General features: G+C 65.4%; 15 protein-coding genes. 4 read left to right on the top strand and 11 right to left on the bottom strand.

Going from position 1 to position 19,214, the window contains the following annotated elements; all coding sequences use genetic code 11:
- Positions 1-3 precede the first annotated feature (3 nt).
- From HGB51_RS18695 to HGB51_RS18715, 5 genes are all read right to left on the bottom strand, one after another.
- Entirely contained in the window at positions 4-990 is a 987-nt protein-coding gene (locus tag HGB51_RS18695) for an AAA family ATPase (protein ID WP_070207689.1), read from the bottom strand.
- A gap of 61 nt (positions 991-1,051) precedes the next feature.
- Positions 1,052-1,753 (bottom strand): DUF4159 domain-containing protein, encoded by a 702-nt coding sequence (locus tag HGB51_RS18700; protein ID WP_070207688.1) that lies wholly within the window; start codon positions 1,751-1,753, stop codon positions 1,052-1,054.
- A gap of 16 nt (positions 1,754-1,769) precedes the next feature.
- Entirely contained in the window at positions 1,770-3,104 is a 1,335-nt protein-coding gene (locus HGB51_RS18705; RefSeq protein ID WP_070207687.1) for a TldD/PmbA family protein, read from the bottom strand.
- Between the two features lie 21 nt (positions 3,105-3,125).
- Complete coding sequence (locus HGB51_RS18710; RefSeq protein ID WP_070207686.1) at positions 3,126-4,760, bottom strand: TldD/PmbA family protein; 1,635 nt, start codon at positions 4,758-4,760, stop codon at positions 3,126-3,128.
- A 105-nt stretch (positions 4,761-4,865) separates the two neighbouring features.
- Positions 4,866-6,494 (bottom strand): TldD/PmbA family protein, encoded by a 1,629-nt coding sequence (locus tag HGB51_RS18715; protein WP_070207685.1) that lies wholly within the window; start codon positions 6,492-6,494, stop codon positions 4,866-4,868.
- A 113-nt stretch (positions 6,495-6,607) separates the two neighbouring features.
- Here HGB51_RS18715 and HGB51_RS18720 point away from each other — a divergent pair, with 113 nt between their 5' ends.
- Positions 6,608-7,225 carry a DUF938 domain-containing protein gene (locus tag HGB51_RS18720; protein WP_070207713.1) on the top strand — a complete coding sequence of 206 codons (618 nt, stop codon included), beginning with the start codon at positions 6,608-6,610 and terminating at the stop codon, positions 7,223-7,225.
- 15 nt (positions 7,226-7,240) lie between these two features.
- On the opposite strand, the gene HGB51_RS18725 is transcribed toward HGB51_RS18720, so the two are convergent.
- The 5 genes from HGB51_RS18725 to HGB51_RS18745 form a co-directional block, all read right to left on the bottom strand.
- On the bottom strand, positions 7,241-8,842 hold the full coding sequence (locus HGB51_RS18725; RefSeq protein ID WP_171966925.1) for a phospholipase effector Tle1 domain-containing protein: 1,602 nt from the start codon (positions 8,840-8,842) through the stop codon (positions 7,241-7,243).
- Positions 8,843-8,927: 85 nt separating this feature from the next.
- Positions 8,928-9,845: a hypothetical protein gene (locus tag HGB51_RS20360; RefSeq protein WP_246233699.1), complete on the bottom strand. Its 918-nt coding sequence runs from the start codon at positions 9,843-9,845 to the stop codon at positions 8,928-8,930.
- Positions 9,846-9,960: 115 nt separating this feature from the next.
- Complete coding sequence (locus HGB51_RS18735) at positions 9,961-11,241, bottom strand: type II toxin-antitoxin system HipA family toxin (protein WP_070207683.1); 1,281 nt, start codon at positions 11,239-11,241, stop codon at positions 9,961-9,963.
- A complete protein-coding gene (locus HGB51_RS18740) occupies positions 11,238-11,675 on the bottom strand; it encodes a helix-turn-helix transcriptional regulator (RefSeq protein ID WP_171966926.1) in 438 nt (145 codons plus the stop codon). The genes HGB51_RS18735 and HGB51_RS18740 overlap by 4 nt, the downstream gene beginning before the upstream one ends.
- Positions 11,676-11,852: 177 nt before the next feature.
- Entirely contained in the window at positions 11,853-15,551 is a 3,699-nt protein-coding gene (locus tag HGB51_RS18745; RefSeq protein ID WP_070207916.1) for an indolepyruvate ferredoxin oxidoreductase family protein, read from the bottom strand.
- Between the two features lie 160 nt (positions 15,552-15,711).
- On the opposite strand from HGB51_RS18745, the gene HGB51_RS18750 reads away from it, so the two are divergent.
- Positions 15,712-16,350, top strand: coding sequence for a tetratricopeptide repeat protein (locus tag HGB51_RS18750; RefSeq protein WP_070207917.1), 639 nt, complete (start codon positions 15,712-15,714; stop codon positions 16,348-16,350).
- A gap of 33 nt (positions 16,351-16,383) precedes the next feature.
- Here the strand turns inward: HGB51_RS18750 and HGB51_RS18755 are convergent, their stop codons facing one another.
- Complete coding sequence (locus HGB51_RS18755) at positions 16,384-17,868, bottom strand: AAA family ATPase (protein ID WP_070207918.1); 1,485 nt, start codon at positions 17,866-17,868, stop codon at positions 16,384-16,386.
- Between the two features lie 131 nt (positions 17,869-17,999).
- On the opposite strand from HGB51_RS18755, the gene HGB51_RS18760 reads away from it, so the two are divergent.
- The gene (locus tag HGB51_RS18760) at positions 18,000-18,629 is read left to right on the top strand and encodes a ParA family protein (RefSeq protein WP_070207919.1); all 630 of its coding nucleotides are present in this window, start codon (positions 18,000-18,002) and stop codon (positions 18,627-18,629) included.
- A 17-nt stretch (positions 18,630-18,646) separates the two neighbouring features.
- The gene (locus HGB51_RS18765) at positions 18,647-19,123 is read left to right on the top strand and encodes a SixA phosphatase family protein (protein WP_070207920.1); all 477 of its coding nucleotides are present in this window, start codon (positions 18,647-18,649) and stop codon (positions 19,121-19,123) included.
- Positions 19,124-19,214 lie beyond the last annotated feature (91 nt).

Below are 19,214 nucleotides of genomic sequence, written 5' to 3' on the forward strand. Positions count from 1 at the left end.
GGATCAGGCGGGGAACGGCACGGCCTGCAGCAACGCAGCGATCACGTCGTCGGCGCTTTTCTGCTCGGCTTCGGCTGCAAAGGACAGCAGCAGGCGGTGACGCATCACCGGCGCCATCAGCGCCTGCACGTCGTCGCGGGTGGCGGCGAAGCGGCCCTGCAGCAGCGCGCGTGCCTTGGCCGCCAGCACCAGCGACTGGCCGGCGCGCGGGCCAGCGCCCCACTTGATCCAGTGGTTCACTGCCGCAGGCGCACCATCGCCAGGACGACTGGCGCGGACCAGGCGGGTGATCCAGGTCAGCACGTCGTCGCTGACATGCACCTGCCGCACCGCGGCCTGCAGGGCCAGCACGTCTTCGGCGTGCATCACCCTGGGCACCGCACCGCTGCTGCTGCCGGTGGTCTGCACCAGGATGTCGCGCTCTTCCTGTTCGGTGGGGTAGTCCACCCGCACGTGCAGCAGGAAACGATCCAGCTGCGCTTCGGGCAGCGGGTAGGTGCCGGCCTGTTCGATCGGGTTCTGCGTGGCCAGCACGAAGAACGGCGCGGGCAGCGAATAGGTGGTGCCGGCGTAGCTGACGGTACGTTCCTGCATCGCTTCCAGCAGCGCCGCCTGGGTCTTGGGCGGCGTACGGTTGAGCTCGTCGGCCAGCAGCAGGTTGGTGAAGATCGGGCCCTGCTGGAAACGGAAGTGCCGATGGCCGGTGCCATGGTCCTCTTCAAGCAGCTCGGTACCGAGGATGTCGCTGGGCATCAGGTCGGGGGTGAACTGCACGCGCCGGAACTGCAGTTCCAGCGCCTGCCCGAGCGAGCGCACCAGCAGGGTCTTGCCCAGCCCCGGCGCACCTTCCAGCAGCACGTGGCCGCCGGCCAGCAGGCCGATCAGCAGCTGCTCCACCACGTCGTGCTGGCCGACCACGGCCTGGCCCAGCGCATCGCGCAGCGGCTGCAGCTTCTGGAGGAGGGCATCAATCGGGCTGTCATTCTGCATGGCAAACTCACATTAATCGGCGGTAGAGCCACGCCCTGCGTGGCTGGATTAATCGGCGAAACTAGTTGTTCAACGCATACATCACGATGTTCACGCCGAATCGCGTGTTGTCTTCCGCAAGGAAACGCTTGTTGCGCCAGTCGTAGTCCCACTCGCAACCGTAGTCCTTGTTGCTGTAGAGCACGCCCAGCCGGCCATCGACCTCGATGCCCTTCAGGTAATCGTGTACCAGGTCGTCGCCCCAGCCATTGAGTTCGAAGCCGGTCGCCGGTGGTCCGTCCGGGAACTTGAAGAAGCTGCGGTACAGCGCATGGGTGTTGGGCAGCTTCTTCAACGCCGCCGGCCCGAACAGCTTGGCCATCTGCGCTTCGAACGACTTGGCGAAAAGTCCGTCGATGTCGTGGTTGCAGTCGTCCACGAACACGAACCCGCCATTGCGCACGTAGCGCACGAAGTTCTGCCGCTCGGCCGCGTTGAACTCCACCAGCTTGTGCCCCGCCAGGTAGCAGAACGGCGCGTCCAGCATGCGCGGGTCCGACAGCGCGATCACCCGCTCGGTCGGGTCCACCCGCAACGTGGTGTAGTCGATCAGCGAAGTGATCAGGTTGGACGGCATGCGCGCGTCCACGTCCCAGTCGCCGGAGTCGTACTTGAGCCGGGTGAACCAGAAGTCGTAGCGCCCGGCCTGCGCGCGGGCGAACGAGGGCAGGGCCGCCATGGCGGCCCCGCCCAACATCAACCGCAGGAACTGCGCGCGGTTCATTGCCGCACGCGTTCCATCAGACCGCGTCGGACAGCGAGGTGAAGGTGAAATCGCGCAGCTTCATCGGCGGGATCATCATCACGAAGCTGGACTCGTCACCGGCCACGCGCACCGGCTTGCCCAGCTCTTCGATGTTGTTGAGCATGATCACCGGCGACTCGTTGAAGCGGAAGTTCTTCACCGGGTACTTGATCTGGCCATTCTCGATGTAGAAGGTGCCGTCGCGGGTCAGGCCGGTCAGCAGCACGGTCTGCGGGTCGACCATGCGGATGTACCAGGTGCGGGTGACCAGGATGCCCTTCTGGGTGCCACGCACCAGATCGGCGGTGCTCTTGTCGCCACCGCTCATCAGCAGGTTGCCCGGGGTGGCATTGGCGGTCTTGCCCTGCTTCTGCGCCCAGAAGCGCGAGTAGTCCAGGTTGGCGACCTTGCCGTTCTCGATGATCGCCAGCTTGTTGCGCGGCAGGCCCTGCTGGTCCCACGGCAGCACCGGTGCTTCCGCGTGCCACGGATCGGCGTACATGTTCACGCGCGGGTCGTAGACCTGCTCACCGAGCTTGTTGCCGCCGCCCTTCTTCGACAGGAAGCTGCGGCCTTCGTCAGCCGAGCGCGCATCGAAGAAGTTCATCATGAAGCTGATCAGGCCGGCGGCAGCGGCCGGTTCCAGGATCACGGTGTACTTGCCCGGCTCCAGCGCCTTGGCTTCGGACGATTCGGTCGCCTTGCGCATGGCGATGCGGATGTCCTGGTCGGCCTTGAAGTCGGCCGCGTCCTTCAGGTTGCGACCCACCCAGCCCGAGCCGCGGCCGTCTTCGGTGCGCACCGTGCAGGTGTAATCGAAGTTGGTGGTGCGCTGGTAGCCGAAGTTGCCATTGCTGTTGGCGGTGGCCTGGAAGCCCTGGCCGTCTTCCAGGAAGCCGGCGGCGATCAGGCCGTTGCCACGGCACGGGGCGATCGAGTCGGCGGCCACCTTGGCGCGGAAGGCCGGGTCGATGGCGGCGGTGGACTCGCTGAAGGTCGGGCTGGCGGTGTAGCTCTGCTTGCCGATGGCCGGCAGGAACTCCGGGTTTTCCGGGGCCAGGCGGGCCAGGTCTTCGGCGCGGCGGACCACGCGTTCCAGCGCCTTGTCGTCGAATTCGTTGATCGAGGCGGTGCCCACGCGCTTGCCGAAGGCCACCGTGACGGCCAGTTCGGTGTTGTCCACGATGCCGCTGGTGGACACGTTGTTGAGCGCGAAGCGAATGTTGCCGTTGACTGAGCCGGCCAGCACCGCGGTGGTTTCATCGGCCTTGGACAGCGCGATGACCTTGTCGAGGATGGCCTTGGCCTGGGCTTCGGTGAAGATACTCATGGAATAAGGGCTCCTGAACGGTCAGCCGAGGCTGCGCGCGGTGTTGATGACGTTGATGCCGTTGAAGCGCGCGGTGGACGAACCGTGCGAAACCGCCGAGACCTGGCCCGGCTGGCCCTTGCCGTCGAAGAAGGACCCGCCCAGGCGGTAGTCGCGTTCGTCGGCCACGGCGCTGCAGGCGTTCCAGAACTCCGGCGTGCGGATCTGGTAGGCCACGTCCTCGAGCATGCGGGTGATCTGGCCGTTCTTGATCTCGTAGAACAGCTGGCCACCGAACTGCGCGTTGTAGCGCTGCTGGTCGATGGAGAACGAGCCGTCGCCGATGATGTAGATGCCGTTTTCCACGTCCTTGATCATGTCGGCCACGCTCAGCGGGGTCTTGCCCGGCGCCATCGACACGTTGGCCATGCGCTGGAACTGCACGCTGGACCAGGAATCGGCATAGCAGCAGCCGTCCGATTCGGTCTTGCCCAGGATGTGGGCCTGGTCGCGGATGGTCTGGTAGTCCACCAGCTTGCCGTTGCTGATCAGGTCCCAGCGCTTGGTCTTGACGCCTTCATCGTCGTAGGCAACCGCGCCGAGGCTGCCCGGCTGGGTCTTGTCGGCGAAGATGTTGACCAGGTCGCTGCCGTACTGGAAATGCTGCTCGCGCTTGTCCAGGGTGGCGAAGCTGGTGCCGGCGTAGTTGGCTTCGTAGCCAAGCACGCGGTCCAGTTCCAGCGGGTGGCCGACCGACTCGTGGATGGTCAGCCAGGTGTGCGAGGGGTCCAGCACCAGGTCGTACTTGCCCGGCTTGACCGACGGCGCCTTGAGCTTCTCCTGCGCCTGCTTGGCCGCCGCGATGGCGTCTTCCTTCATGTCGTAGGAAGAACCGTAATTGACCACGCCGTTCGGGGTGAGCACCTTGCCCGCCGCAGCGCCGTCCAGGTATTCGTAGCCCATGCCCATCGGTGCGGACAGGCCTTCGCGGGTGCGGAACTTGCCGCTGGCCTTGTCGATGGCGGTGACCGTCATCGGCGCCCAGATGCGGTGCACGTCCTGGTCGATGTAGGAGCCGTCGGTGGAGGCGAAGTACTTCTGTTCGTTGACCAGGAACAGCATCGAGTTGACGAAGCTGGCACCGGCGCCCATGGCCGCGGCATTGACGTCCAGCAGCAGGTCGACCTTGTCCTTGATCGGCACTTCCATCGCGTTCTTGCGGATGGGCGTCTTCCAGCTCACTTCGCCCACGCCGGGCGCGGCGGCCAGCTGCACCTTGGCGGTCTGCACGCCGGCATTGGCCTTGGCGATGGCGGCGGCCTGCTGTGCGGCACGGGCCACGTCGGTGGGGCTGAGCTGGTTGGTAGCGGCAAAGCCCCAGGCGCCGTTGACGATCACGCGGATGCCCACACCGGTGGACTCGGTGTTGACCACGTTCTGCACCTTGTCTTCGCGGGTGATCACGAACTGGCGCAGGTAGCGGCCGATGCGCACGTCGCAGTAGGTGGCGCCGGCCTGGCGGGCGGACGCCAGTGCGGCGTCGGCCAGGCGCTTCTTCAGCGCCGGGTCGAGCGTACTCTGCAGCTGCTCGGCGGCGATCGCCCTGCCAAAGAACGACGGCACGATCAGGCCGCCAGCAGTAAGCCCGGTCAGGGCAAGGAAGTCACGTCTTTGCAAGGCAGCTCTCCACGTCGGTGTGGGGGTGGCAGGAACAGCGGGTGTTTGATTCTTGCGGGCGCAGCGGTCCAGCGGTAGTGACGTTTGGCACGGTGGCCCGGGCAGTCAGCCCAGGCTGCGTGCGGTGTTGATGATGTTGATGCCATCGAAGCGGGTGGTGGCCGAACCGTGCGACACCGCCGACACCTGGCCGGGCTGGCCCTTGCCGTCGAAGAACGAACCGCCGAAGCGGAAGTCGCGCTCGTCGCAGATCGCGCTGCAGGCATTCCAGAACTCCGGCGTGCGGATCTGGTAGGCCGCGTCTTCGACCATGCCGGCGATCTGCCCGTTCCTGATCTGGTAGTACAGCTGCCCGCCGAACTGCGCGTTGAAGCGCTGCTGGTCGATGGAGTACGAACCGCGGCCATGGATGTAGATGCCGTTCTCCACGTCCTTGATCATGTCGGCAACGCTCAGCGGGGTCTTGCCCGGCGCCAGCGAGACGTTGGCCATGCGCTGGAACTGCACGCTGGACCAGGAATCGGCATAGCTGCAGCCATGCGATTCGGTTTCGCCCAGCAGGTGCACCTCATCGCGGGTGGCCTGGTAGTTGACCAGGATGCCGTCCTTGACCAGGTCCCAGCGCTTGGTCTTGACCCCTTCATCGTCGTAGCCCACCGCGCCGAGGCTGCCCGGTGCGGTCTTGTCGGCGAAGAAGTTGACCCGCTCGCTGCCCCAGCGGTAGCCGGCGTCGCGCTTGTCCAGCGTGGCGAAGCTGGTGCCGGCGTAGTTGGCTTCGTAGCCGAGCACGCGGTCCAGCTCCAGCGGGTGGCCCACATTCTCGTGGATGGTCAGGAACAGGTTCGACGGGTCAAGCACCAGGTCGTACCTGCCCGGCTTGACCGACGGCGCCTTGAGCTTCTCGCGGGCATGGCGCGCGGCAGCGATGGCGTCTTCCACCGGGTCGTAGGAATCGCGGTAGGCGGTGATGCCGCCGGGCAGCTGGATCTTGCCGCTGGCATCCCCGTCGAGGAATTCGTAGCCCATGCCCATCGGCGATGACAGGCCGGCGCGGGTGCGGAACTTGCCGGTGGCCTTGTCGATGGCGGTGGCGGTGAACGGCAGCCAGATCCGGTGCACGTCCTGGTCGATGAACGAGCCGTCGCTGGAGGCGAAGTACTTCTGCTCGTTGACCAGGAAGAGGGTGGAGTTGATGAAGTCGGCGCCGGCGTTGATCGCGGCCGCATTCAGGCTGAGCAGCAGCTCGACCTTGTCCTGGATCGGCACCGCCATGGCGTTCTTGCGGATCGGCGTCTTCCAGCTCACATCGCCCACCCCGGTCACCGGGGCCAGCTGCACCGGACGGGTCTGGATGCTGGCATTGGCGCGGGCGATGGCTGCGGCCTGCTCGACGGCGGCCAGGATCGCGGCCGGGGTCTGCTTGTGGGTGGCGGCGAAACCCCACGCGCCATTGACGATGACGCGCACGCCAATGCCGGACGATTCGCTGTTGGTCACGTTCTGCACCCGCGCTTCGCGGGTGATCACGGCCTGGTTGAGGTAGCGGCCGATGCGCACGTCGCAGTAGCTGGCGCCTGCCCGCTTGGCGGCGGCGAGCGCGGCTTCGGCCAGGGCCTTGTTGCGGGTCGCGTTGGCGGGCTCGAGCAGCTGCTCGGCGGCGATCGCGCGGGAATACGGCAGCATCAGGCCGGCAAGGCCCATACCGGACAGGGTCAGAAACTCACGGCGTTGCACAGCTGGCGATTCCCCGGGAACGATCAGCCTTCGACTGTCGTTTGCGACCCGGTGCTGGCACAAGTGACTGCGGTCATGGTTGGATGTGCGCTGACCCGACATTTCCAATGATCATGAGCCGACAACGCTGGTCCGAGGCCTGCGAGCGCAACCGCGACCCGATCCTGGCCGTGCTGCGCCGGCACCTGCAGGACCGCCGCCGGGTGCTGGAGATCGGAAGCGGCACCGGCCAGCACGCCGCGTATTTCGCCGAGCACCTGCCGCACCTGCTGTGGCAGGCCAGCGACCACCCGGATTACCTGCCCGGCATTGCCGAGCGGCTGGAAGAGGCGGCGTTGCCTAATGCCCCGGCGCCGTGGCCGCTGCAGGCGGAGCTGGCGCCGGGGCAGGGATTGGCGCCGTTGCCCGAAGCGTTCGAGCCCTTCGATGCCGTATTCAGCGCCAATACCCTGCACATCATGAGCTGGCCGCACGTGCAGGCGTTGTTTGCGGGTTTGTCGGCGGTGATGGGGGAGGGCGCGCTCTTTTGCGTGTATGGGCCTTTCAACTACAACGGGACCTACAGCAGTGAGAGCAACCGGCAGTTCGATGCGTGGCTGAAGGCGCGCGACCCGGAATCGGGGATCCGCGACGCCGAAGCGGTGGATGCATTGGCCCTGGAGCAGGGGTTGGTGCTGGTTGAGGACGTGGTCATGCCTGCGAACAACCGGGTGCGGATCTGGCGTCGATGACACGCATGCGTGTCACTACCGTGCAAACCCGCCCATGGTCTGCGCCTCAACCACCTGCGCAACACTTTGCTGCGCGTGAAATGCCTGCTGCTGGTCTATCTCGCGGTTCGCCAACTCGAGCTTCTGATCCGAAACCGCTACCGGCATCTGCTTGGCCAGCTCCACATCAAACGGCACCCGCTGCAGGTCATGCGGGCCATTACCGTGCTGGACCAGAAACGCGTAACCCTTCGAGCCGATCACTACCTCGTCCACCCGTGAGATCTCCGCGCCGTGCAGCGGTTCCGACCCCTGTCCCGGGTAGAGCGACTGCCGCGTTTCCCGGTTGTCCTTCATGCACGCCAACGCCGAGCGGCAAAACTGCTCGCGCTGCTGGTCGCCCGTAAAACTGATCTGGCCTGCGTTCTCCGCTGCCCGCGCGCCGTCTCGAATACGCAGCAGCGCGTCATGATCGGGGTGCTCGGGATGCTCGGGGCCATCCGGCTCAGGCCGGGAAAGCGCTCGACTGTCCGGTTGCTTCACAAGATCCCGCTCCGACGCCTGCTCTACCAGTGCCTGCAACTGCTGCCGCTCCACGGTGTCGACCGGGATGCTGCGGTGTTCGAACTGCGCTGCCAGCGCCTGGTCAATTGGTTCGGAGCCCTTGCACGGGTCCACGATCTTGCAGTTGGCCAAGGCTTCACGCAGGTTGCGCTGGTCGTCCCCGTCCATCCGCAGCCCATACAGCGAGGTGGCACCACCGGCCTGGTACAGCATCATCGCCGCCAGATCCTCGGGTACCGGGCGCTTCTCGAACAGCGGTTCATCGCGCAACGTGTTCAGGTAGTCGATGGCCGCATTGCCGGTCAGAATCTCCAGGCCCGCATCGCGATTGCCACCTCCCACGTTGGAATGCCCGCCGGGCGCGGCAACGGTGATCGCGCGCCCGTCCGGCGTCATGCCGGGCTCGTTGATGGTCTGATGCGGAAACAGCTCACGCCGTTCGTGCGCGGCCATGATGGATACCCGGGAAATCACGCTCGGCGGCAGGCGCGCGTCGAAGTTGCGCGGCATGTTGGTTGCGACGGGGTCAAAGAGCAGGGCTGCCTGCGCCACGTTGCCGGGGGCTACCAACGGTGGGGACGCGCTGATGACGCTGATGTTGCCGGTGTTGTCTTGACCGAACTCAAGGTCAGACGGGTCCGCTATCCCGTATCGGTCGATCAGCCTCAGCAGACCGGCTGTCTGCACCGCGCCGCGACTGTAGCCAGTGCCGACAACACGGATTTCCGCGTCAGGATCGCTTCTCACCCAACCGCTCGCTCTACGCGCCAGCGCTGCATACGCTTCTTTGATCCCATCGTCCCACGAGTGCGCAAGCATTCCGTCCAAGGCACGGCCCATGGCTCTCGGCTGGGTGCCGATGCCTCTGGAGTAGTGTGCATCGATGTGGCTGTCTGGCTCGTTTGACCTGGCTAGTACCTGCTTGAACAGTAGCCCGACGTTGGTTTCCGGACCGAGCTTCGGATTGTTCAGGTCCTGACCTGTTCCATCAAGAAAAGCAAAGAACAAATAGTCGTGAGCGTCGCCCTGTCGCTGCAGGATAGGGACCGCGAGCTGGCCCAGCTCCTCTCTCATGACCTGTTCCATCCTGAGATCATCAGCGGCAGCAGCAGTACTGCGGCGGTTGGAACTTCCCTTTCCCATGATGAGCTTCCTTGACTCAGTAAGTGTACGTCCGCACCAGGACAAGGTCGTCGCGGAATCCGCTGCGCCTATTCCCTGGTATCTGAAGATGCCTGGTCGGTACATACGCGCTCATGTACACCCGGATGGTGCGGTCATTTACCTCCAGCAACACAGAGGGATCAACGACTATTTCTCCGTTCGGTACTTCTGCAATCTCTTCGCGTGGCACAAAGTGTTGGACCAGCTCGTCGCTGAATATCTGGCCGATGTCGATGTCAGCTTCATGGCTGGTGCCATCTTTCGAGCGCCAAACCACTTGGGCAGCGATGGGAAAGTTCGGAACGGCGCCGTAACTTCCCGTCCAGCCCTTCAGGTAGTCAGGGCCATATGATGCCGATGACTTCGTTGGTTCATTTACGCCAAAACTAAAGTTGTCATAGACTACTTCGCACTGCAGCGTGTCATAGCAGCGAGGTCCGAAGCTGTGCTTCTTGAAACGCAGCGGCCACGCGACCGGCTTGTAGTTCATCTTGGTAGCGATAGCAGGATCGCCATCGGGCTGCAATTCACCGCTGACAAGGACTGCCGTCTCCGGATACGTGTAGCGTGCACGTTGCATCGGCGCAGTCTCCTGCATGTTCGTCGGCTGGGACGTTGCCGCCCCGGGAGTCGCGCAGGCGGCCAGTGCCAGGCTGGCGACGGCGGAAACCTGTAGGGGAATTTTCGGCATCGCACTTTCCTTGTCATCAAAACCGTCGGGTACCGGCCCCAGCTCTGGCAGCGAGGCTGGCTTGCGCTTGGGTAGGATCGGTAGGCCGCCGGCTGGCAGTTCACCGAGCAGTTCCGCGGTTCGCGTGTTGATGATGGCCAGGTCGCGCAGCAACCAGGCGTCTTGTGGCGCGTCCCGCGATGCTGAATTCGTTTTGCTACGCGGCTTTTTGTCGCCTTCCATCGGCCGCCCCCATCATCCTTGTGATGCCCCGATCATAGACGAGCCACCGCCTACCGCGTGCCGGTCGATGCAGCAAACACGTGTCGGGATCCCCCGCGCCACGCGTTCTCATCAATCAATGACCTGCAGCGAACTGCCGAAGGCAGCGTTGGCAGCTACTGCTGATTTCCGCCAGAAGCTGATCCAGCACGCTGTGATCAATACCCTCACTGACCATAAGGTCGCGCTGCTGTTCTGCGATGCTGGGCAGGTGCAGGCACATACTGGCGATCACAGTGAGCGCTTCGTCTACATCCAACCGCATGGCGGTTGCCGTTGCGCGCCAGTCGTTGAGCGTGATGTCCCACCATCGGTAGTGGCTTCCCACCTTCATTGCCAGCTTGAGCTTGCGTTTCTGCAGTTGGGGGTAGGGCAGTGCGCTGGAGATGTCATACAGCGGCGCCAGGCGAACCTCGCCGGAGCCCCCGAACAACAGTGAGTAATTCTTTGCGTGGGCGTCGGTACCGCCAATCAAATAGTTGAAGACAAGTGCTCGGAACAGCATCTCCACGTCACGCCGCGGCTGGCTGGCGTTGTCCCACAGTACTCTGGCGAGTGCTTCGGCGCCGGGCCCGCCTTGGTTCTGGTACTTGATCTGCGGCATCACTCCCAGTGCCTGGCAAAAGTCCTCCTGGTGCACACGCGCCCAACCTGCATCTGTGCGCACTCTGTCGTAGCGCTCCACGGAGATTGCGGTCTCGTCACCCAGTGCAAGCCGATCCGACTGCGCGGTGGGCATCCCCATGGCGCGTGCCAACCGCAGGCAGAACATTTCGTTCTCCACGAAACCACTGTAATCGGTACCGGGCGGTTTCAGGATATGGGTAGTGGGAATACGTCCGCTGGGAACAGCCCAACCATCGTCCAATCGGAGCAATGCAATCTTTGCCTGTGCGCCTGCGAGGCTGAAATGGCCGATATCGCCAAGCCAGTGCCCCGTACCGACATCGTGACGAACCTGGGCGAGTCGGCTTGCGACCTCTTCGTCGGTCAGCGGCTCGATACCGTCGGCGTCCCCTGAGAGTACTTCCGACAGACGCTCGGCGGTGACGAACTGGACCGCACCGGCGCAGTCTTCACCCACGTGGGCCAGCAGCGCAACGGGATTACGCGGCGAAACGTGGAAGCGTGCTCCCCACCCGTGCAGTGTGTTGTCGTTGTCGGGCAACAGGCCCCAGATGACTGCCGCAACGGTCGCCGACGCGTGGGTGTCGCGGTGTAGCGGCAGACTCAGCGACAACGGAAAAGCGTCTGGCAGTGCCACCCAATCCGCCTCGTAGGCGAACTGCGGTTGGCCATGCCCATCCATGGTCAAGCGCCCCATCTGCCTGCCCTGCATCAGCACGTGCAGCATCATGGCTTCTTCTTTGAAGTGCGGCGATAGGTCGCTGGCGTTTCGTGCACGGACAATACTGGGGCGCCGACACCCGGTGGCGGCATCTGCCTTGCCCTTTCAAGAATCTCCGCGTAGGACAAGGTGCCAGCGTTTGATTGAGCCGAGCCCTGCCCGCGGGGTGAGCGATGCCGATCCACGATCTCATTGATGTCCACCTGCGGGACATCCGCTTCGCGGTTCACCACGGGCGTTGATGCCGTCAACGGAATGCCCAGGACGTTCATCACCCGAAGCACCAATTGCAACTCTGCGCGTGGCTTTCCCTTCTCGACCTCAATCACCCACTGTCGGCTGACGCCGGCGTCATGAGCCAGTCGTGCCTGATCCCACCCCAGCGCTTTGCGCCGCTGCCGGATGAGACTACCCAGATCATCGGGGGTCTTGAGGATGGCCATGGGACAAATGTAAGCGAGTGCCTACATTTGCACAAGACCTCTATCGGAAGATAATTTCAGTTATTTCAGTCAATTAGATAGAAAATGCCTATCGCTGAGTGTGCGATCACATACATCTGGTGAAATGTATGCGATCGATGACATTGTCGCGAATGTTGGCGTTCGCTTACACGAAGCTTACGCCACCTGCACGATATGCAGCGCCTTCGGGTTGCGCCACTGCGCCAGCAGCACGGCCTCACGCGCCTTGGCCTTGTGCAGGTGCGCTTCCTTGACGTGCCCATAGCCGCGGATGTGCTCCGGAATGCTGGCAATCTCCACCGCCAGCGCCACCCGGTCATCGCTCAGGCCGTCCAGCAGCAGCGCCACGGTCTGCTCGTAATCGGCAATCAGCTGACGCTCGCCACGACGCTCTTCGGTGCGCCCGAACACGTCGAACGTGCCGCCACGCAGGAACTTCAACTTCGCCAACAGCCCGAATGCCTTCAGCATCCACGGGCCGTACTCCTGCTTGATCAGGCGGCCCTGCTCGTCCTTCTTCGCGAACAGCGGCGGCGCCAGGTGGAAGCGCACTTCGAAGTCGCCTTCGAACTGCTGCTGCAGGCGGCGCTGGAACTCGCCGCTGGTGTACAGGCGCGCCACTTCGTACTCGTCCTTGTATGCCAGCAGCTTGAAGTAATAGCGCGCCACGGTTTCGGTCAGCGCGGTGCTGCCCGCCTTGTCCCACTCCACGCTGCGCACGCGGTCGACCAGTGCGCGGTAACGCGCGGCGTAGGCAGCGTCCTGGTAATCGGTAAGGAACTTGACCCGACGCTCCACCAGTTCATCCAGCGAACGCGACAGGCGTTCGTCGTCCAGCGGCAGGAACGCGACTTCGCCACCACCCCCGTGACCGGGCAACCCGCGCAGCTCGCGCTCGTCGCCGGTCTCGCGCGGTGCGGCGGTGGCGCCCCATTCGTTGCCTTCCCACTCGCCCGGCGGCAGGTCCTGCAGCGGGCCCGGGGTGCGTTCGGCGTCGGTGTGGCCGTTGCGGACCAGGCCGGCGGCCTGCTGCACGGCCTGCGGATCCACCACGGCCAGGCGACCCCAGGCGAAGGCCTGCTGGTTCATTGCAACGGCGGCACCGTTGAGCTCGATCGCGCGCATCAGCGCGTCGAACGAGATCGGCACCAGGCCCTGCTGCCAGGCGTAGCCCAGGATGAACAGGTTGGAGGCGATCGCATCGCCGAGCAGCGCGGTGGCCAGCTGGGTCGCGTCGAGCAGCAGCGGGTCGCGCCCGCCCAGCGCCACGCGGATGCCGGCAATGATGTCGGCCGCGGGGAACTGCATGTCCGGGCGGGTGGTGAAGGTGCCCGGCATCGCCTCGTAGGTGTTGAGCACCACCTGCGAACGCTCGGCACGCACCTTGGACAGTGCCCAGTAGTCGTTCACCACCACCATGTCGCAGCCCACCACCAGGTCGGCTTCGCCGGCGGCGATGCGCACCGCGTGGATGTCTTCCGGGCGTTTTGCAATGCGGATATGGGTGGTCACCGCGCCGCCCTTCTGGGCCAGCCCGGTCTGGTCGAGCACGCTGGCGCCCTTGCCTTCCAGGTGGCCGGCCATGCCCAGCAGCGCGCCGATGGTGACCACGCCGGTGCCACCGACGCCGGTGATCAGGATGTTCCAGGGCTGATCCAGAGCGGTGCGGAAGGTCGGCGTCGGCAGGTTCTCGAGAAGCGCGCTGCGGTCGCTGCGCGCGCCCTTGCGCAGCTTGCCGCCGTGCACGGTGACGAAGCTGGGGCAGAACCCGGTGGTGCACGAATAGTCCTTGTTGCAGTTGGACTGGTCGATGTCGCGCTTGCGCCCGAACTCGGTTTCCTTCGGCAGCACCGACACGCAGAAGCTCTTCTGGCCGCAGTCGCCGCAGCCTTCGCAGACCAGCGAGTTGACCACCACCCGCTTGGGCGGGTCGACCAGCTTGCCGCGCTTGCGTCGGCGGCGCTTTTCAGTGGCGCAGGTTTGTTCGTAGATCAGGATGCTGGTGCCCTTCACCTCGCGCAGCTGCTTCTGCACCGCGTCCAGTTCGGCGCGGTCGAAGAACTCCACGCCGTCGGGGAACAGCTCGCGCTTGTTCCACTTCCCGATCTCGTCGCTGACCAGCATGATCGTCTGCACGCCCTCGGCGCGCATCTGGTGGGCGATCTGCGGCACGGTCAGTGTGCCGTCCACCGGCTGCCCGCCGGTCATCGCCACCGCGTCGTTGTAGAGGATCTTGTAGGTGATGTTGACCCCGGCGGCAATCGCCTGGCGGATCGCCAGCGAACCACTGTGGAAGTAGGTGCCATCGCCCAGGTTCTGGAACACGTGTTCGGTGTCGGTGAACGCGGCCTGCCCGGCCCAGGTCACGCCTTCGCCGCCCATGTGGGTGAAGGTGTCGGTGCTGCGGTCCATCCAGGTGACCATGTAATGGCAGCCGATGCCGCCCAGCGCGCGCGAGCCTTCCGGCACGCGGGTGGAGGTGTTGTGCGGGCAGCCCGAGCAGTAGTGCGGCACGCGCGGGAAGCTGGCACGCGGCAGCGCGAGCTCGGCTTCCTTCTCGTCCATCCAGCGCAGGCGCTGTTCGATCGAGTCGTTGCTGAAGAACTTCTGGATGCGGCGGCCGATGACACCGGCGATGGTGGCCGGCGTCAGCTCATTGGTGGAGGGCAGGATCCACTGGCCGGCTTCGTCGTACTTGCCGACGATGGACGGGCGCGGGCCCGCACTGGCCGGCCAGTTGTAGAACTGCTCCTTCATCTGGCGCTCGATGAAGGCACGCTTCTCCTCCACCACCACGATGTCTTCCAGGCCCTGCGCGAAGCGCGCGATGCCTTCCGGCTCCAGCGGCCAGGTCATGCCGACCTTGTACACGCGGATGCCGATCTCGGCGCAGGCGCGCTCGTCCAGCCCCAGGTATTCCAGCGCCTGCAGCACGTCCAGGTAGCTCTTGCCGGTAGTGACGATGCCCAGCCGCGCGCGCGGCGAGTCCATCACTACCCGGTCGATGCCGTTGGCGCGGGCGAACGCCTGCGCGGCCTTGACCGCATAACGGTGCAGGCGCATTTCCTGGTCCAGCGGCGGGTCCGGCCAGCGGATGTTGAGGCCGCCGGCCGGCATCTCGAAGTCTTCCGGCAGCACGATCCGGCGCGCGAACGGGTCCACCTGCACCGAGGCGGACGATTCGACCGTTTCGGCGATGGTCTTGAAGCCGATCCAGCGCCCGGTATAGCGGCTCATGGCCCAGCCGAGCAGGCCCATGTCCAGGATGTCCTGCACGCCGGCCGGGTTGAGCACCGGCATCATCGCGCTGACGAATTCATCTTCGCTGCCGTGGGGCAGGGTGGAGCTGCGGCAGGCATGGTCGTCGGCGGCCAGCGCCAGCACGCCACCGTGCACCGAAGTGCCTGCAGCGTTGGCATGCTTGAACACGTCGCCGCAGCGGTCCACGCCCGGGCCCTTGCCGTACCACATGCCGTACACGCCCTGGACCCTGGCCCCGGGGAACAGGTTGGTCTGCTGGGTGCCCCAGACCATGGTCGCGCCCAGGTCCTCGTTGAGGCCCGGGGTGAACTTCACCTTCGCCGCCTCCAAATGCTGGCGGGCGCGCCACAGTTCCAGGTCGAAGCCGCCCAGCGGGCTGCCGCGGTAGCCGCTGATGAAGCCGGCCGTGTCCAGCCCGGCGGCCTGGTCGCGCAGCTGCTGCATCAGCGGCAGGCGCACCAGTGCCTGCACCCCGCTCAGGTAAATGCGGCCGTCGGTACGGGTGTACTTGTGGTCCAGCGTGTAGCTGTCGTCCAGCGGCCCGGCAGGCAGGTTGGCGGACGAAGGCGAGGTAGGTTCGGCGGTACTGGTCATGGCTGGCCCGTGCTGACGGCTGGCACGGCCACCGCAGGGGCGGCCGGAAAGGGCGGAATTGTATCAGCCGGGCATTTTCTGCCCCTGGGGACTCGCACCGGGGGCGAGCTGGGGTTAGGATCGGGGAGGGAGGTTGTTGTGACAACCTGGGGGAATTTGTATGGCAGTGGGAAGAAACATGCTGACCGGCATCGTGCTGGCGGCGGGGATGACGGTGTTCGGGGCGTCGGCGCAATCATTGCCGGCATTGCAGGAGTTCTACTTCGATGACGACGTGGCTGCGGTCTCGCCCGTGGTCGTGCCTGCCGACAGCGCCGATGTCGTCGATCAGTTGATGAAACAACGCGAACGTGGCCGCAAGGCACTGGAAGCCACCGTGCAGCTGGCCAGCGTGGCCTATGCGCAGGGGCGCCCTGAGCTGGGTCGCGAGCTGTATGCCGACGCGGAAAAGAACGCACCGGTCTCTTCGGCACCGGGACGCATGGTGCGCTGGAACCATGGCTGGGACCTGTTCCGCCAGGGCGATGCCGAAGCGGCACTGACGCAGTGGCACACCGCACAGCAGGGCCTGCGTGGCAATGCATCGTGGGTGCCGCCGACCTACGCGCTGGCGTTGTGGTCGCTCGGTCGCAAGGATGAGGCCGTGAAGTGGTACGCCGCCGCCGTGCGCACCGAACCGCAGCGCTGGAGTACCAGCGATGCGTATGCGCAGCTGCTGCCGACGTGGCGCGACAGCGAACGTGCCAGCCTGGCCGAAGTGCAGCAGGCATGGGCCGCGCAGCCGCCGGCCTGGCCGTGATGCGTTGATGGTGCAGCCGGGCAGAGCCCGGCTCTACTCGTCCGCGCTGACCGTTCGGCCTTTTGCCCACTCGCGAAGGCCGTTGACCTGTTCGGCCATCAGCACCGACAACGGGCGGCTGCTGCGGATTTCGGTCATCAGCAGCTCGGTGTCCAGCGTGCGCTGCTCGGCGTGCGCCGCGTACAGCCCGGCCACCACCGCCTGTTCGATCTCCGCACCGGAGAAGCCATCGCTGGCCGCCGCCAACGCCGGCAACGCGAAGTCGTCGGCGTTGAGCTGGCGCCGGCCCAGGTGCAGGCGCAGCAGTTCGACCCGGGTGTTGGGGTCGGGCAGGTCGACGAAGAAGATCTCGTCGAAGCGGCCCTTGCGCAGCAGCTCGGCCGGCAGTTCGTGCACCTGGTTGGCGGTGGCGACGATGAACACCGTGCTCCTGCGCTCGGCCAGCCAGGTCAGCAGGTGGCCCAGTACCCGGCGCGACACGCCACCGTCTTCGCCGCCGCTGGCCAGGCCCTTCTCGATCTCGTCGATCCACAGCACGCACGGCGCCAGCTGTTCGGCCGAGGCCAGCGCCTCGCGCAGGTTCTTTTCGGTTTCGCCGTGGAACTTGTCGTACAGGCTGCCGAAGTCCAGGCGCAGCAACGGCACCCCGAAGCCGGCGGCGGTGGCCTTGGCCAGCATCGACTTGCCGCAGCCCTGCACGCCCAGCAGCAGCATGCCCTTGGGCGGATCCAGCCCGGCCGGGCCCTGGCCGCCGAGGAACACCGCCCGGCGCTGGTTGACCCAGCGCTTGAGCCGGTTGGCCCCGGCTACGTCGGAGAAGCGCGTGGTGTCATATTCGTAATGCAGGTGCCCGGCACGGTTGAGCAGCTCGAACTTGAGTTTGGCCAGCTGCGGCAGGTCGTCCTGGCTGATCGCGCCGTCGGCGAAGATCAACTGGCGGGCGATCCGGCGCGCATCCACCAGGCTCAGCCCGCGCAGGTTGTGCAGGATCTTCTGGACCGCGTCGTTGTCCACCTCCACGCGGCGGCCGCCGTTCTCCCTGGCATAGTCCGCCACTTCCTCGCGCAGCATCTTGAGCAGCGCGTTGGGGTCGGGCAGGCGCGGGTTGAAGCGGGTGGCCAGGGCCTCCAGCTCGGCCGGCAGCTCCACCTTGGCCCCCACCAGCACCAGCACATGGGCTTCGCAATGGCGGCGCTGGATCAGGTCGCGCAGCGCGCGCTGGTGGCTGGCGTAGCCCAGGTAGGGGTGGAAATCGAGCAGCAGGTAGATGCCGCGCTGGTCCGCCTGGCGGATCATCTGCAGCGCCGAGCTGGCATCGGGCGGGCCGACCGCGTCATCCTCGCGGTCCATGTCGATCCGGCGCAGGCCTTCGGTGATCGACCAGCGGTGCAGGGCCCGCCACACATGCATCAGGGTCTGCCGGAACAGCTCCACGATGCGACCCTCGTCCTGGGTCTCGATCACGATCAGCGGGGTGTTGGCGCGGATCAACGCGCTCAGGTCCTGTAACTCGCTCATGCCGGCTTGCATTCCTTTGGATCGCGCACGATAGCAAAGCGCCGGGGCATGCAGTGGGTTCAGCCGCGCGACTATCTCCATCACAACGGGCGGTGTACGCTCGGGGCTCGTTCCCCGGAAGCGAGGCTGGCATGAAGACGATCCTGGTAGCCGGTTCCAAGGGTGGGGTGGGTAAAACCACCGTCGCCACCCACTTGGCGGCGCAGGCCGCCCTGGCCGGCAAACGGACCGTACTGGCCGACGCCGACCCCCAAGGCTCCAGCACCCGCTGGGCCGAACGCCGTGCCGGGCTGGAAAGCGCGGTGCTGCCCATCGACGCCACCGGCAAGAACCCGCTCAAGAAAGTGCCCGACGACACCGAGGTACTGATCATCGACGCCCCGGCCGGTGCGCGCGCGGGCGAGCTGGACGCTTTTCTCGACGTGGCCGACGCGGTGGTGGTGCCGGTGCTGCCCTCGGCGCTGGACATCGAAGCCATCGTCGGCTTCCTCAACAGCCTGTCCAAGGTGTCGCGCATCCATAAGCGCAAGCTGCCGGTGGGGCTGGTGCTCAACCGCACCAAGTCGTGGACCCAGACCTCGCAGCAGGCGCTGCAGATGCTGGGCGAATGGCCCTACCCGGTGGTCGCGCAGCTGCGCGACAGCCAGAGCTACGTGGTCATGACCGGCCTGGGCCGCAGCCTGTTCGATTACCGCTCCGCGCAGGTGCGCGAGCACCAGAGTGACTGGGAGCCACTCCTGCAGTGGTTGAAACAAGACTGATCTTGAAAGGGAACCCCATGCGAGAACTGATACTGCTGCGTCACGCCCATGCCGAAACTGCCAGTCCCGGCCAGGCCGACCTGGACCGGCCGCTTTCCACGGTTGGCCTGGCCGAAGCCGAGGCTGCCGGGAAGTGGCTGAAGGAACACAACCTGCTCCCCGACTGCGTACTGTGTTCTCCGTCGCGACGTACCCGCGAGACGCTCGAAGCGGTGCTGCGGATCACCGGTTATGCAGAACAGAAGCTTGAAGATGCTGTCTACGAGGCCACTCCTGGAACGCTCATCGGCCTGGTAACCGAGCGCAGCGATGTGGAACGGCTGCTGGTGGTAGGGCACAACCCGGGACTGGAGCAACTGGTGGCCCAGCTGACCGAAGGCAGCACCAGTGACTATCGCGGCATGCCGCCGGGTGGCATCGCTGTCCTTCACTTCCCACAGGACGCGCCCATTGAGCCGGGCGTTGCGACGCTGAACGCCTTCTGGTGGCCGTAACCGGTGAAAGCAGTACACACCCTGCTGGGCTGTCTGCTCGGGCTGGCGGCGGGTTCGGCCTTGGCCGAACCCCCGGTACCGTTCCCCTCCA

Origin of the sequence: Stenotrophomonas bentonitica (assembly GCF_013185915.1) — a bacterium.
In the GTDB taxonomy this organism is placed as follows: domain Bacteria; phylum Pseudomonadota; class Gammaproteobacteria; order Xanthomonadales; family Xanthomonadaceae; genus Stenotrophomonas; species Stenotrophomonas bentonitica.

Coding starts and splice junctions, on each gene's coding strand:
- HGB51_RS18755 (WP_070207918.1), bottom strand. CDS start 17,868: ATGAGCGAGTTACAGGACCTGAGCGCGTTGATCCGCGCCAACACCCCG.
- HGB51_RS18745 (WP_070207916.1), bottom strand. CDS start 15,551: ATGACCAGTACCGCCGAACCTACCTCGCCTTCGTCCGCCAACCTGCCT.
- HGB51_RS18740 (WP_171966926.1), bottom strand. CDS start 11,675: ATGGCCATCCTCAAGACCCCCGATGATCTGGGTAGTCTCATCCGGCAG.
- HGB51_RS18750 (WP_070207917.1), top strand. CDS start 15,712: ATGGCAGTGGGAAGAAACATGCTGACCGGCATCGTGCTGGCGGCGGGG.
- HGB51_RS18760 (WP_070207919.1), top strand. CDS start 18,000: ATGAAGACGATCCTGGTAGCCGGTTCCAAGGGTGGGGTGGGTAAAACC.
- HGB51_RS18695 (WP_070207689.1), bottom strand. CDS start 990: ATGCAGAATGACAGCCCGATTGATGCCCTCCTCCAGAAGCTGCAGCCG.
- HGB51_RS18735 (WP_070207683.1), bottom strand. CDS start 11,241: ATGATGCTGCACGTGCTGATGCAGGGCAGGCAGATGGGGCGCTTGACC.
- HGB51_RS18765 (WP_070207920.1), top strand. CDS start 18,647: ATGCGAGAACTGATACTGCTGCGTCACGCCCATGCCGAAACTGCCAGT.
- HGB51_RS20360 (WP_246233699.1), bottom strand. CDS start 9,845: ATGGAAGGCGACAAAAAGCCGCGTAGCAAAACGAATTCAGCATCGCGG.
- HGB51_RS18705 (WP_070207687.1), bottom strand. CDS start 3,104: ATGAGTATCTTCACCGAAGCCCAGGCCAAGGCCATCCTCGACAAGGTC.
- HGB51_RS18725 (WP_171966925.1), bottom strand. CDS start 8,842: ATGAGAGAGGAGCTGGGCCAGCTCGCGGTCCCTATCCTGCAGCGACAG.
- HGB51_RS18700 (WP_070207688.1), bottom strand. CDS start 1,753: ATGAACCGCGCGCAGTTCCTGCGGTTGATGTTGGGCGGGGCCGCCATG.
- HGB51_RS18720 (WP_070207713.1), top strand. CDS start 6,608: ATGAGCCGACAACGCTGGTCCGAGGCCTGCGAGCGCAACCGCGACCCG.